Genomic DNA, 13,310 nt, shown 5'->3' on the forward strand with positions numbered 1-13,310 from the left:
GTGGTGCCGCCCTTCGCATTGCGACGGGCCGTCCTTGCAAGACACGGGAGGGCGGTGGAATCCGCCAACTTTTTTCTTCTCTCTTTTTCGCGCGCTCTTTTCTTGCGCGGCCGGCTCAGCTCAGTACCAGCAATCCCCCGGGCAACGAACGCGCCTGCAGCCCGAACGAGTGCTGGATCTGCAGCAGCGCCTCGTCGAGCACGGCGATCGAGAAGCGCCCGCTCACCGGGTCGTCGCGCCGCGAGGCCGCCAGCAGCACCACGCGGCCGGGCCGGTAGCGGTTGATCTCGTCCACCACGCGCGCGAGCGGCGTCTGCCGGAACACCAGCTCGCCGCGGCGCCAGGCCGACAGGTCGGCCGGCTCGATCGCGCGCACGCCGCTGATGGCCTGCGCGTCGTACACCAGCTGCTGGCGCGCCTGCAGCTGCCGCGTGCCCGCGGGATGCTCGAGCCGCACCGTGCCTTCGAGGCAGCTGAGGCAGGCCTTGCCCTGCAGGTAGCTGAGCTCGAAGCGGCCCGGCCCGTCGCCGCCCGCCAGCGCGCGGCCCGCGCCCGCGCTCACGACGAAGGGGGCGCCGGCCTCGGCCGGCAGGTCGATCGCGGCCTCGCCCGCGATCAGCTCGAGGCCTTCGGCTTGGCGGCGCACGCTGGTCTGGGTGTTGAGCGTGACGCGTACCTGCCGCGCCAGCACCAGCTGCCGCTGCTCGCCGGTCGCGGTGCGCTCGTCGGCGCGCCATTCGCCGGCCGCGGGCCACAGGCCCAGCGGCGGATGCACGACCGCCACCACGCCGGCCGCCACCGCCGCGCCGGCGGCCGCGCCCAGGAAGGCCCGGCGGCCCGGCTGCGCCGAGGCGCCATGGCGCAGCCGCTCGTGGCGCGCGGCGAGCTTGGGGTCGGCGCGCAGCAGGCCGCCGAGCGCGAGCCGCATCGAGGCCCACTGGCGCCTGGCCTCGTCGAAGGCGGCCGCGTGCGCGGGGCTGGTGCGCTGCCAGCGCTGGAAGGCCTGCACGTCCATCTGCGTGGGCTCGGCACCCGCCAGCCGGCTCAACCAGATGCGCGCCTCCTCGCGCAGCGCCTCGGTGGCTGCGGCGGGATCGTCGACCGGTGCAGAGGGTGTCTTCATGGCGTCACTGGTGCAAGACAGTTGGCGGGGCGCGAATCCGCCAACTATTTTTTCTTTCCCATCTGGGCGGCGCAGAAATCCTGCGCGCGCTTGAGTTCGTGCTCGACGGTGTGCAGCGAGATGCCCAGGCGCTGCGCCACCTCCTTCTGCGGCAGGCCTTCCCAGCGCACGAGCAGCAGCACGTCGCGGCGCCGCTGCGGCATGCGCGCGATGATCCTCTGCAGCGCCTCCATCTCCGAGCGCGACTCGGCGATCTGCTCGGGGCCGGGCGCCGCGTCGGGCACCTCGAGCAGCGCGTCGATTTCGCTGCGCGGCACCACGCGGCTCTGGCTGCGCAGGTCGTTGATCGCGATGTTCACGGCCATGCGCATCAGGAAGGCGCGCGGATTCACGATCGGCGCCTGGTCCTCGAGCCGCCGCAGGCGCAGCCAGGTGTCCTGCAGCGCGTCGCCCGCGAGGTCGTCGTTGCCCAGCACGCGCGTCAGCCGGCGCTTGAGGTCGCCATAGCGCTGCGACAGGAAGTCGAGCAGCAGCAGCCGGACTTCTTCCGACATCGCTAGTGCCCCCGGCTCGCGCAGGCCGGCGTGCCGCCCTGCTCGGGCAGGATCAGCATGGTCACCGGCTGCGGCATCTGCGGCGGCGGCGCACGCCCGATGCGCACGCGCTCGAGCGCCTCGACCAGCAGCAGGTCGCGCCGCGCATCGCCGCTGCCGCCGAGCAGCTGCGCGCGCTGCACGCGGCCGGCCGCATCGATGCGAAAGCGCAGCAGCGAGCGGTAGCGGCCCTGCGCGGTCAGCGGGGCGGCGCACAGCGCCTCCCAGACCCGCGCCTGGATCAGGCTGTCGTAGTTCTCCTGGCCCGCGCTCGGGGCGGCGGCGACAGGGGCCGAGGGCGACGGGCCTGCGGGCTTGAGCACCAGCGCGGCGACGCGGCCCGCGCTGACTTCCTCCGCCTCGAGTCCCGTGCCCTGCAGCAGCGCCTGCAGCGCGGCCAGCGGCGCGAGGCGCCCGCGCACGGCCGCGGACGTGCGCCCGGCCACCAGCGTGCTGCTGAAGAGCGCGGCGCGACCCGTGAGGTCGGCGAAGCGGTCGAGCGCCAGCGCGAGCGGCTGCGCGGGCAGGTCGAATTCGAAGGACGGCGCCTCGATGGCATCGGGCGCGGCGGCGAGCGGCGGCGCCACGGCCGGCTCAGCGGCGGCCAGCATCGGCGCCGCGAGCCCGCAGAGCATCCAGAGGGCGGCGCGCCGGCAGCGCGAACGACGCGCACGATCGGAAGAGGAGTCGCATCGGTGCGGCAAAGACGGGGCGCCTTGTGAGAACCGCGCATGCTCGCACCGGCCGGTGACGGTTTTGTTACTGGCGTGACGACGCGGGCAGGTCGAGTTCGATCCAGGCCGGCGCGTGGTCGCTCGCGCCGGGGCGGCCGCGCACGTCGCGGTCCACGCCGGCCTCGCGCAGCAGCGGCGCGAGCTCGGCATTGAGCAGCAGGTGGTCGATGCGCAGGCCGGCGTCGCGCGGGAAGCGGTTGCGCCAGTAGGTCCAGAAGGTGAAGGGCGCGCGCTGGGGATGGCGCGCGCGGATCGCATCGGTCCAGCCCTGCTTCAGCAGGCGCGCGTAGGCGGCGCGGCTCTCGGGCTGCAGCAGCGCGTCGTCGCGCCACGAGGCAGGGTTGTAGATGTCGGCATCGGTCGGCACGACGTTGTAGTCGCCTGCGAGCACCACGGGCAGGCCGCTCGCGTACAGCTTCTTCGCATGCTTGTGGAAGGCTTCGAACCAGCGCAGCTTGTAGTCGAACTTCGGCCCGGGCTGCGGATTGCCGTTGGGCAGGTAGAGGCAGCCGACCAGCACGCCGTCGACCACGGCCTCGAGGTAGCGGCTCTGCGGGTCGTCCTCCATGCCCGGCAGGCCGCGCCCGGTTTCGATCGGCTCGCGCCCGCGCGCGAGGATGGCCACGCCGTTCCAGGCGGGCTGGCCGTGCGCGACCACGCCGTAGCCCGCGCGCCGGATCGCCGCGAGCGGCAATTTGGCATCGGGCGACTTGAGTTCCTGCAGGCAGGCCACGTCGGGCTTCGATTCGGCGAGCCATTCGAGCAGCCGGTCGAGCCGGCTGTGGATGCCGTTGACGTTGAAGGTGGCGATCTTCATGACGGCCATCTTCCGGCGCGTGCCGGCGCTTCGCGCGTCGGACAACGCGTCCTCCTGCCCGCAGAAATCACCCGGCCATGACGTCCTGCAGGTAGATGCCTTGCGACAGCGCGCCCTTGACCTGGCGCGTGCCCTCGTCGACCAGCACCTCCTCCTGGCCGGCCTCGATGGCCGCGAAGGACTGGCGCACCACGTCGTCGGGCGAGGCCTTCGGCACCTCGAGCGCGCGCACCATGTCGGTATCGATCGGCCCGGCATGGAAGCCCACCACCTGCGTGCCCTGCGCGCGCAGCTCGTGGCGCAGGCCGTTGGTCAGCGCCCAGGCCGCGGCCTTGCTCACGCCGTAGGCGCCGATCATCGGCGTGTTGGCCCAGCTGAAGAGCGACAGCAGGTTGAGCATCGCGCCGCCGCCGTTGCGGCCCAGCACGCCCGCGAAGGCGCGGCTCATGTGCAGCATGCCGAACAGGTTGGTCTCGAGCTGCTCGCGCAGGACGGCCACGGGGTCCGTCTCGGCATCGCCGCCGACGAAGCCGCCGAGCCGGCCGATGCCCGCGTTGTTGATCAGCAGCGTCACGTCGCGGCAATCGGCCGCGGCCTGGGCGACCTGCGCGGGATCGCGCACGTCGAGCCGGATCGGCAGCACGCCCAGCAGCGGGATCTGCGAGGGCTCGCGCGCGGCGGCATAGACCTTGGCGGCGCCGAGCGCCAGCGCCTGGCGGGCGAATTCGAGGCCGAGGCCGCGGTTGGCGCCCGTCACGAATACGACGGAACCTTGGATCTTCATGGTGTTTCCTTGTGCGCCGGAGCGCGGGGTGAGTCAAACGGTGGCCAGGGCGATCTGGTGCAGGAACAGGGTGCGGCGATGGCGGAAGCCGAGCCGCTCGTAGAGCGCGATGGCATTCGCGTTGTCGCTGAGCACGTGCAGGAAGGCGGTCTCGCCGCGCGCCTCGATGCGCGCGCGCAGCAGGTTCACGAGGCCGGCGGCGAGGCCGCGGCCGCGCCAGGGGTCGTCGACGCAGACCGCGCTGATCTCGGCGTGGCCGTCGAAGCGCATGCGCTCGCCGGCCATGGCCACGAGCAGGCCCTGGTCGCGGACGCCGAGGTAGTCGCCCATCTCGAGCGTGCGCGGGCCGAAGGGGCCGGGCCGGGTGCGGGCGACCAGCGCCAGGGCATCGGGCACGTCGGAGGCGTTGAGCGGCGTGGCTTGGAGCTCCGCCGCGCGGCCCGTGCCGGGCTGCAGCGCGACCATCTGGTGGACCTGGCCCAGCAGCCTGGCCTGCAGGCCGTCGATGCCGGCGACGGGCGCGAGCGTGGGCACCATGACGCGATCGTCCGGGCCCAGCAGCGTGCGCAGGGCCTCGAAGGCGGCCGGGCTTTCCTCGACCAGCCCCGCGAACGGCGCGACCTCGGGGTGGTAGCGGCGGGCCAGGGCATTGCCGTGGCCCAGGTGGGCCTGCCGGCCGACCAGCGCGGTCCAGGCCGAACGGTCCAGGGGGGAGTCGATGGGCGATGTCATGGTCCCTAGCGTAGGCGGGCCTTCCCAATGACGCCATGGTCGTAAATGACAATATTGGTATCATTCGCGCCATGATGAAGCTCGCGATCCTGGCGCTCGATGGCGTGTTCGACACCGGCCTGAGCGTGTTCCTCGACCTGTTCTCCGCGGCCAACGAGGTGGCGGCCGAGCAGGGCGCGGCGCGGCCGCCCTTCGAGCTGCGCGTGGTCGGCGTGCGCCAGCGCATCCGCACCGCGCATGGCCTGACCATGGGGGTGGACCCGGCCGACGCGCTGCGCCAGCCCGACTGGGTGCTGGTGCCCGCGCTCAACACCAAGCAGCCCGCGCGGCTGGTCGAGGCGCTGGGCCGGCGCGACGTGCGCGATGCCATGGCCATGCTGCGCAGCTGGCATGCGCAGGGCAGCGGCGTGGGCGGCGCCTGCATCGCGAGCTTCCTGCTGGCCGAGACCGGCCTGCTCGACGGCCAGGAGGCCACCACCATGTGGCCGCTGGCGCCGCTGTTCCGCGAGCGCTATCCGCGGGTGCGGCTCGACGAGTCGCGCATGGTGGTGGCCTCGGGCCGCGTGGTCACGGCCGGCGCGGCGATGGGGCATCTCGATCTCGCACTGTGGCTGATGCGCCAGGCGAGCCCCGAGACCGCCGCGCTGGTGTCGCGCCTGATGCTGGTCGACAAGCGGCCCTCGCAGGCGCAATACATCATTCCCGACCACCTCGCGCATGCCGACCCGTTGATCGAGCGCTTCGAGCGCTGGGCCCGCGAACGCCTCGCGCGGGGCTTCTCGCTGCACGACGCCGCGGACGCGCTCGCGGTCAGCCCGCGCACCTTGCAGCGGCGCATGGAGGCCGTGCTCGGCAAGTCGCCGCTGGCCTTCTTCCAGGACCTGCGCGTCGAGCATGCGCAGCACCTGGTCTCGATCGGGCAGGGCCTCGAGGAGATCGCGAGCGAGGTCGGCTATGCCGATGCCGCGACCGTGCGCAGCCTGCTGCGGCGCAAGCTGGGGCGCGGGGTGCGGGAGCTGCGTTCGGCGCTGGCGTAGGGCGCGGTCGTCGATGCGCGGATTGCCGTTCGCGCATGCCGATGTCGCCATGGAGACTCGGTCCGCAATGCATTCGAATTGGCGCGCCAATGCCAGGAGGCATTGCCATTTCTATTTGCGTTGCTCAACGCATTGGCGAAATAGCGATGTCCCGCTCGACAAGTGCGACGTCCCCGAGGGCATTCGGCGCTCTGCATCACCGAAATTCGACGCATGAGCGGGTGCATGCAGCACGTCTTTTATTCGTAATGAGATAAGTTCTCATTCGAATTCATCGCGTCGTCAGACGGCAACAAGTTCTGCAAACCAAAGGTAAAGATGCCGTAAATCGATAGTGCGAGTCATTATCATTTGCGGATACTTTGTTACGCCGATGTCACCTCCAGTGCACAGCCGCGTGACCGCCGGCGCCGCGCGCCGGCAGCGCTTTCACCTCGACATATCACTCACAACATGACCTACATCAGAAGCCGCAAGCACTCGACTTCGCGCTATCTCAACGCGCACGCCGCCACCAGGACCGCCGCCACCCTGGTCGCGCTCGGATCGGTCGGCGCGGCGCATGCGCAGGGCGCGCTGAAGGAGGTGCAGGTCGATGCGGCGCCCGACTACAAGGTGGAGCAGTCCTCGTCCTCGAAGCAGACCGCGCCGCTGCTCGACACGCCCAAGTCCGTCACCGTCATCCCGCAGGAAGTGATGACGCAGATCAACGCGACGACGCTGACCGAAGCGCTGCGCACCACGCCCGGCATCACCTTCGGCGCCGGGGAGGGCGGCAATCCGGTCGGCGACCGGCCGTTCCTGCGTGGCTACGACAGCCAGGCCAGCACCTTCGTCGACGGCCTGCGCGACATCGCGCCGAGCACGCGCGAAGTCTTCAACCTCGAGTCGGTGGAAGTGGTCAAGGGACCGGACTCGACCTCGGGCGGACGTGGCGGCGCCGGCGGCACGATCAACCTCTACACCAAGGCCCCGAAGCAGGAGAACTTCTTCCTCGGCTCGGTCGGCCTGGGCAGCGACAAGTACCACCGCGAGACGATCGACTGGAACCGCAGCTTCGGCGAGAACGGCGCCTTCCGCCTGAACCTGATGGACTTCGGCGCCGATGTCGCGGGCCGCAACGGCCCGAGCAACAAGCGCTTCGGCATCGCGCCCTCGATCAGCTGGGGCCTGGGCACGCCCACGCGCGTGACGCTGTCGCTGTTCCACATGCGCACCGACGACGTGCCCGACGGCGGCATTCCCTACTACCTGCCCGCGAGCTTCCCGCGCTTCGGCGTGGTCGAGCTCCAGCCGACCTACGGCTTCGACCGCAAGAACTGGTATGGCGTCGAGGGCCGCGACTTCCGCAAGGACAAGTCCGACTCGGTCACCTTGCAGGTCGAACACGACATCTCGCCCGAGATGAAGCTGCGCAACATCACGCGCTTCACCAAGAGCAGCATGGACTACATCTGGACCCAGCCCGACGACAGCCAGGGCAACGTGGCGCGCGGCCTGGTGTGGCGCCGCTTCAACGGCAGCATGCGCGACATCGACACCTTCGCGAACGCCACCGAGCTCAGCGGCAAGCTGCAGACCGGCAGCGTCAAGCACAGTTACGTCACGGGCCTGGAGCTGTCGCGCGAACGCGCCGACAACGACAGCTACACCCAGGTCAACCGCGCCTACACGGCGCAGCAGAAGTGCCCGGGCGGCGCCGGCGTGGGCTCGAGCTTCGTCTGCACGAGCCTGTACTACCCCACGTCCAGCGATCCGTGGCTGGGCACCTTCGTGCCCAACGGCAACCCGACCAGCTACCGCACCGACACCGCGTCGCTCTACGGCTTCGACAGCATCGAGCTGTCGCCGCAGTGGATCGTCAACGCGGGCCTGCGCCTGGACAGCTACAAGACGCAGCAGACCAACCCCTATCCCAGCACCACCGCCACCGGCGGCATGGCGTTGCCGGTGCTCACCAGCGGCATCCGCACGAAGTTCGAGCGCAACGACACGCTGCTGAACTACCAGCTCGGCGTGGTCTACAAGCCCGCCAGCAACGGCAGCATCTACGCGTCGATCGGAACCTCCTCCACGCCGGGCGGCAACAGTCTGGGCCAGGGCTCGGAGAGCCAGGCCCTCAGCGGCACCGTGGGCGGCGTGGCCAACACCGCGATCGACCTGAAGCCCGAGAAAAACCGCAGCATCGAGCTCGGCACCAAGTGGGACTTGCTGGAGCGCAAGCTGTCGCTGACCGGCGCGATCTTCCAGATCGAGACCACCAATGCGCGCATCACCAACCCGACCGACGGCACCGTGTCGCTGGCCGGGGACAAGCAGGTGCGCGGCTTCGAGCTCGGCTTCTCGGGCAACATCACGCACCAGCTCTCGGTCTTCGGCGGCTACACCCTGCTCGACAGCAAGGGCAAGAACCTCGGCCAGAGCAGCACCACCGACGCCAGCGGCCGCACGGTCTACGTGCCCAACGCCGGCACGGGCCAGCCCTTCCCGAACACGCCGAAGCACAGCGCGAGCATCTGGGCGACCTACAAGCCCACCTCCGACTGGACCTTCGGCCTGGGCGCCTTCTACCAGAGCGAGGTCTACGGCGGCTTCGCCTGGGCCGCCGGCACGGGCGGCGCCACGCTGATCAAGCGCAGCGTTCCGGGCTACACCCGCATCGACGCGATGGCCGGCTACCGCGTGAACAAGAGCTTCAACCTGCAGCTCAACGTGCAGAACCTGACCGACCGCATCTACTACAACACGGCCTACTCGACGCACTACGCGAACATCGCACCGGGCCGCTCGGTGACGCTGACGGGCAACTTCTCGTTCTGATCGACGAAGCGCTTGATGCGACGACGAGCGTGAGCAGCGAAGGCGCATCCCCCGCGTTCGTGTTTCCCAACGCGAGCGCGCTCAACACCCTGACGCGCGCGCAATGGGACGCGCTGCTCGCCGGCCCGCCCGAGCGCGCCGCGACCTGGCTGTCGGCGGCCGCCCATGCGGGGCATGCCGAAGCGCAGGCGGTGCTCGGGCAATGGCTGCTCGATGGCCGTGGCGTGGCGCGCAACGAGGCCTCGGCCTTCGCCTGGTTCCAGCGCGCGGCCGAACAGCGCCACCCGATGGCGGCCAACATGCTCGGGCGCTGCTTCGAGCATGGCTGGGGTACCGTGCCCGATCCGCAGCGCGCTGCCAGCGCCTACCGCGCAAGCGCCGAACTCGGCCTCGACTGGGGCATGTACAACCTCGCCAACCTGCTGGCGACGGGGCGCGGCATCGCGCTCGATCACGCCGCGGCCTTCGACTGGTACCGGCGCGCGGCGGCGCTCGGGCATGCGCGTTCGATGAACATGCTCGGCCGTTATTACGAGGAAGGCCTCGTCGTGCCGCGAGACCGGGATCGGGCCCGCGCGCTCTATCGGGCGTCGGCCGAGGCCGGCGACTTTCGCGGTCGCTTCAGCCACGCGAGCATGCTGGCCGAGCAGGGCGAGGTCGACGCGGCGGTGCGCTGGTTCGAACGCATTCCCGAGACCGCGCCAACGCACTACCTGGCCGAGGTCGTTCAGCGACTGCGCGCCTCGCCGTTGGCGGCGCTCAGGGAGGTCGCGGACCGCCTGGAGGCCCAGGCGGCGGCGCGCACCTGAAGACGGCCCCGCGATCCGCTACCTGCGCAGCCCGCGCAGCACGAACCAGAAGACCACCGCGAGCGGGATCGCCAACGCGAGGTCGGCCGCCCACTTGAGCGCCGCGTCGGTCGTGACGCAGGCCACGCCGAGGCCCACGCAGATGCACAGCGCGAGCAGCTTCGGCATGCGCCAGGTCGACGGGCTGCCTTCGGTGGCGGCCTCGGGCTCGCCGCGAGAACGCGCAGCCGGCGCCTCCGCGACGCGCCGCCGCCGCACGACCCACAGGTACAGGCCGCTCACCAGCACGGCGATCGCGAGCAGGTCCAGCACCAGCCACATCCACTTCATCGGCAGCCCGCCGTAGTCGCCGAAGTGCAGCGGCTGCGAGACGAACAGCGCCTTCACGTACCAGGGCATCTCGCGGATGTCGCTCAGCGCCCCGGTGGCCGCGTCTACCAGCGCCGGCTTGAGGATGCGCATCGACAGCGGCGTGGCACCGCGCAGGTAGACGCCGAAGTGATGCGGCGTGGCGAAGCTGGTGCCCGGCAGGAACACGGACTGCACTTCCATGCCCGGCGCCGCGGCGCGCGCGGTGGCGATGGCGGCATCGATCGAGCCGATCCGCCCGGGCGGCGGCAGGCCGCGATAGGGCCCGGTCATCTGCGGCAGCACCTCGGCGCGCCAGTGCGCGGCGATCGGGTCGTGCAGCGTGTTGATCGCGCCCGTGGTGCCCACCACCAGCAGCCAGGCAGCGATGCCGATGCCGACCAGGTTGTGCAGGTCGAGCCAGCGCGCGCGCCGGCCGGCACGCACGGTGCCGAAGCGCAGCTTGCGCATGAAGGGCCCGTAGACCACCACGCCCGAGACCACCGAGGCCACCAGCAGCAAGCCCATGGCGCCGAGCAGCAGCGCGCCCGGCAGGCCCGCGAGCAGGTTCTTGTGCAGCTCGAGCACGGTGTCCATGAAGCCGCCGGTGCGCGGTGGCGGCAGTGGCAGCAAGGTGCCGTCGCGCAGGTCGAAGGTGTGGCGGCGCAGTTGCGCGAACGGCGCCTGCGGATCGGGGCCGGTGGCGACCACGACCGTGGGCGGCTCGGTGGAGCCCGGCGCGGGGCGCGAGAAGCCGAGCGACACCGCCACGCTGCCGGGATGCGCCGCGAGCGCGCGCGCCACCAGCGCATCGAGCATCGGCGCGACGGCGTTGGCGGCCGGCTGCTGGCGCGCGGACGGCGGGTCGAGCCAGTCCTCGATCTCGTCGTGGAAGATCAGCGGCAGGCCGGTGACGCAGGTCAGCAGCAGCAGGGCGGTCGCGATCAGGCTGGTCCAGCGGTGCACCGCGGACCACATCCGAAGCCGGGCCTGGCTCACCATTGGTAGCTCAGCGAGGCGATCACCGTGCGGCGGTTGCCCAAGGTGCAGCCCGAGGTGGTGTTGCAGGTGGAGATGTAGTAGCGGTCGGCGAGGTTCGAGGCCGTGAGGCTCAGGCGCGCGCCGCGCAGCGAGGGGCTGGCGCGGCCCAGGTCGTAGCGCAGGCCGACGTCGACCAGCGTATAGGCCGGCATGCGGTAGAGGTTGCTGGCGTCGAAGGTGGCGCCGATGCGGCGCACGCCGGCCGACAGGCCCAGGCCCGCGAGGGCGCCGCGCTGCAGCTCGTAGTCGAGCCACAGCGAGCCCTGATGGTCGGGCGTGCCGTAGAGCCGCGCGCCCACTTCCGAGGGCGTGTTGCTGCGCGTGATGCGGTGGTGCAGCCAGGCGTAGGCGGCCGTGAGGTTCAGGCCCGGCATCAGCTCGGTCTTGGCCTCGAGCTCGAGGCCGCGCACGCGCACCTCGCCGGTCTGCACGTTGAAGCCGGTGTTCGCGAGGTCGGGCGTGACGCGGTTCTGCTCGGTGAGCTCGAAGGCCGAGGCCGTGAACAGGCCGATGCCGCTGGCCGGCTGGTACTTGAGGCCGGCCTCGACCTGCTTGCCGGTGGTGGGCTGGAAGGGTACGCCGCCGAAGCTGCTGCCCGACACCGGCTGGAACGAGGTCGCATAGCTCACATAGGGCGCGACGCCGTTGTCGAACAGGTAGCCCAGGCCGATGCGGCCGGTGGTCTTGCTGTCGCTCTGCTGCGTGGCGGTGCTGGCGCGCCGGTTCACGGTGCGGGTCTTGGCATCGTCGTGCCGCAGGCCCAGCGTGGCGATCCAGCCGCCCAGGCGCATCTGGTCCTGGAAGTACAGGCCGGTCTGCTCGAGCCGCGACGTGGTGTTGCTGAGGTTGAAGCCGGGGTCGACGATCGGCTGCCCGTAGACCGGCGCATAGACGTCGAGGCTGGGCGCGGCGCGGCGGCCGAAATCGAAGTCGCCGATCTCGCGGCGGTGGTCGATGCCGATCAAGGCATCGTGGCGCACGGCGCCGGTGTCGAAGCGCAGCGCGAGCTGGTTGTCGATGCTGAAGGTGCTGGCGTTGGCCGCGGTGTTGGCGGCGGTGCGCCGCAGGGTGCGCTGGTCGGGCAGCAGGCCGCCGGTCTGCAGGATGGTGATGGCGCGGCCCTCGAACTCGGTGCGCGCGGCGCGCATGTTCTGGCGGAAGCTCACGGTGTCGCTGAAGCGGTGCTCGAAGCTGTAGCCGAGCCAGCTCTGGTCGCGGCTGAGGCGGTCGAAGTCCGGCTCGCCCGCGTAGCGCTCGAACGGCAGGCGGCCGTTGATGTTGGGCCGCAGCGTGCCCTGGATCGGCAGGTAGTTGAACAGCGTGTGGGCGTTGCGCTCGGTCTGGTGGTAGGCCTGCAGCGTGAAGCTGGTGCGTGCGTCGGGCTGCCAGGTGATGGAGGGCGCGATCAGCCGGCGGTCGTTGTCGACGAAGTCGACCTGCGTGCCCGCCTCGCGCGCCAGCGCCACGAGCCGGTAGCGCAGCGTGCCCTCGGCGTTGAGCGGGCCGCTCAGGTCGGCCGCGACCTGCTTGCGCCCGAAGCTGCCGGCCTGCAGCTCGATCTCGCGCTGCGGCGTCTCGGTCGGGCGCTTGCTCACCATGTTCACGATGCCGCCGGGGCCGCTCTGGCCGTAGAGGCCAGACGACGGCCCCTTCAGCACCTCGACGCGCTCGAGCACGTAGGGATCGACCACCGCGCTCGCGAAGCCGCTGCCGGCGGCGCCGTAGGGCAGTTGCACGCCATCGAGGTAGAGGTCGGGGCGGAAGCCGCGCACCTGGGTGTAGATGTCGAACTGCGAGGTGGCGCCGAAGGTCTCCGACAGCACGCCGGCCGTGTAGCGCAGGGTCTGGCCGAGGTTCTGCGCGCCCTGGGCGTCGATCTCGCGCGCGGTCACGACGTTGACGGTCTGCGGCACCTCAAGCAGCGGCGTGTCGGACTTGGTCGCGGTGGCGCTGCGCGTGGCGGCGAAGCGCACGGGTGGGCCCAGCGGGTTCTCGCGGCCGGCATCGGCCGTGACGTGGATCTCGGGCAGCGCGGCACCGGCGGCGGCCGCGGGCGAGGCCGGCTCGACGGTGAAGGCCTGGCCGCCCTGCGGCCGCGCCGCGAGGCCCGTGCCCTGCAGCAGCCGGTCGAGCGCCTCCTGCGCGCTGAAGCTGCCGCGCAGCGCGGGCGCATGGCGCCCCTGCGTCAGCGAGGAGGCGAACAGCACCTGCACGCCGGTCAGGCGCGCGAGCTCGTTGAGCGAGCGCTCGAGCGGGGCGGCCGGCAGGTCGATCGCATGGCGCACGGCCTGCGCCTGCGCCATGCAGGCGACCAGCGCGCAGGCCGAGGCCAGCACGGCGCGGCGCGGGAAGGGGCCGCGCAGTTGCAGCGGCAGGACGATCTGGTGCCGGGTCTGGCGAAGAAGCCCGGCAATGCGGGCGGTAGGGCGGCTCACGGGGTCGGTTCCTTCGGAAAGTGATGGGCTCTCTGAA

11 protein-coding genes are annotated in these 13,310 nt (G+C 71.2%); 3 read left to right on the forward strand and 8 right to left on the reverse strand.

Annotated elements, in window-relative coordinates; genetic code table 11:
* Positions 1-115: 115 nt before the first annotated feature.
* The 6 genes from AC07RM_RS00875 to AC07RM_RS00900 all read right to left on the reverse strand — a co-directional run bounded on the left by AC07RM_RS00875 (position 116) and on the right by AC07RM_RS00900 (position 4,783).
* A complete protein-coding gene (locus AC07RM_RS00875) occupies positions 116-1,123 on the reverse strand; it encodes a FecR family protein (protein ID WP_495332267.1) in 1,008 nt (335 codons plus the stop codon).
* A gap of 44 nt (positions 1,124-1,167) precedes the next feature.
* Positions 1,168-1,677, reverse strand: a complete 510-nt coding sequence (locus AC07RM_RS00880) for an RNA polymerase sigma factor (protein ID WP_495332269.1) — start codon at positions 1,675-1,677, stop codon at positions 1,168-1,170.
* 2 nt (positions 1,678-1,679) lie between these two features.
* Complete coding sequence (locus AC07RM_RS00885; protein WP_495332271.1) at positions 1,680-2,327, reverse strand: secretin and TonB N-terminal domain-containing protein; 648 nt, start codon at positions 2,325-2,327, stop codon at positions 1,680-1,682.
* Positions 2,328-2,475: 148 nt separating this feature from the next.
* The gene (locus tag AC07RM_RS00890) at positions 2,476-3,267 is read right to left on the reverse strand and encodes an exodeoxyribonuclease III (protein ID WP_495332273.1); all 792 of its coding nucleotides are present in this window, start codon (positions 3,265-3,267) and stop codon (positions 2,476-2,478) included.
* 67 nt (positions 3,268-3,334) lie between these two features.
* A complete protein-coding gene (locus AC07RM_RS00895) occupies positions 3,335-4,051 on the reverse strand; it encodes an SDR family oxidoreductase (RefSeq protein WP_495332275.1) in 717 nt (238 codons plus the stop codon).
* Positions 4,052-4,084: 33 nt separating this feature from the next.
* A complete protein-coding gene (locus tag AC07RM_RS00900) occupies positions 4,085-4,783 on the reverse strand; it encodes a GNAT family N-acetyltransferase (protein WP_495332277.1) in 699 nt (232 codons plus the stop codon).
* Positions 4,784-4,857: 74 nt separating this feature from the next.
* On the opposite strand from AC07RM_RS00900, the gene AC07RM_RS00905 reads away from it, so the two are divergent.
* The 3 genes from AC07RM_RS00905 to AC07RM_RS00915 all read left to right on the forward strand — a co-directional run bounded on the left by AC07RM_RS00905 (position 4,858) and on the right by AC07RM_RS00915 (position 9,449).
* Positions 4,858-5,820 (forward strand): GlxA family transcriptional regulator, encoded by a 963-nt coding sequence (locus AC07RM_RS00905; protein WP_208510195.1) that lies wholly within the window; start codon positions 4,858-4,860, stop codon positions 5,818-5,820.
* A gap of 453 nt (positions 5,821-6,273) precedes the next feature.
* The gene (locus tag AC07RM_RS00910; protein WP_093349963.1) at positions 6,274-8,640 is read left to right on the forward strand and encodes a TonB-dependent receptor; all 2,367 of its coding nucleotides are present in this window, start codon (positions 6,274-6,276) and stop codon (positions 8,638-8,640) included.
* Between the two features lie 29 nt (positions 8,641-8,669).
* Positions 8,670-9,449: a tetratricopeptide repeat protein gene (locus AC07RM_RS00915; RefSeq protein WP_495332279.1), complete on the forward strand. Its 780-nt coding sequence runs from the start codon at positions 8,670-8,672 to the stop codon at positions 9,447-9,449.
* Positions 9,450-9,467: 18 nt separating this feature from the next.
* Here AC07RM_RS00915 and AC07RM_RS00920 read toward each other — a convergent pair whose 3' ends face one another.
* On the reverse strand, positions 9,468-10,799 hold the full coding sequence (locus tag AC07RM_RS00920) for a PepSY-associated TM helix domain-containing protein (protein ID WP_495332281.1): 1,332 nt from the start codon (positions 10,797-10,799) through the stop codon (positions 9,468-9,470).
* Positions 10,793-13,273, reverse strand: coding sequence for a TonB-dependent siderophore receptor (locus AC07RM_RS00925; RefSeq protein WP_495332282.1), 2,481 nt, complete (start codon positions 13,271-13,273; stop codon positions 10,793-10,795). Before AC07RM_RS00925 ends, AC07RM_RS00920 begins: the two co-directional genes overlap by 7 nt.
* Positions 13,274-13,310: the final 37 nt, after the last annotated feature.

The sequence above is a fragment of the Variovorax sp. GW821-FHT09B05 genome, from assembly GCF_059418265.1.

Coding starts and splice junctions, on each gene's coding strand:
- AC07RM_RS00880 (WP_495332269.1), bottom strand. CDS start 1,677: ATGTCGGAAGAAGTCCGGCTGCTGCTGCTCGACTTCCTGTCGCAGCGC.
- AC07RM_RS00920 (WP_495332281.1), bottom strand. CDS start 10,799: ATGGTGAGCCAGGCCCGGCTTCGGATGTGGTCCGCGGTGCACCGCTGG.
- AC07RM_RS00890 (WP_495332273.1), bottom strand. CDS start 3,267: ATGAAGATCGCCACCTTCAACGTCAACGGCATCCACAGCCGGCTCGAC.
- AC07RM_RS00905 (WP_208510195.1), top strand. CDS start 4,858: ATGAAGCTCGCGATCCTGGCGCTCGATGGCGTGTTCGACACCGGCCTG.
- AC07RM_RS00875 (WP_495332267.1), bottom strand. CDS start 1,123: ATGAAGACACCCTCTGCACCGGTCGACGATCCCGCCGCAGCCACCGAG.
- AC07RM_RS00885 (WP_495332271.1), bottom strand. CDS start 2,327: ATGCTGGCCGCCGCTGAGCCGGCCGTGGCGCCGCCGCTCGCCGCCGCG.
- AC07RM_RS00910 (WP_093349963.1), top strand. CDS start 6,274: ATGACCTACATCAGAAGCCGCAAGCACTCGACTTCGCGCTATCTCAAC.
- AC07RM_RS00900 (WP_495332277.1), bottom strand. CDS start 4,783: ATGACATCGCCCATCGACTCCCCCCTGGACCGTTCGGCCTGGACCGCG.
- AC07RM_RS00895 (WP_495332275.1), bottom strand. CDS start 4,051: ATGAAGATCCAAGGTTCCGTCGTATTCGTGACGGGCGCCAACCGCGGC.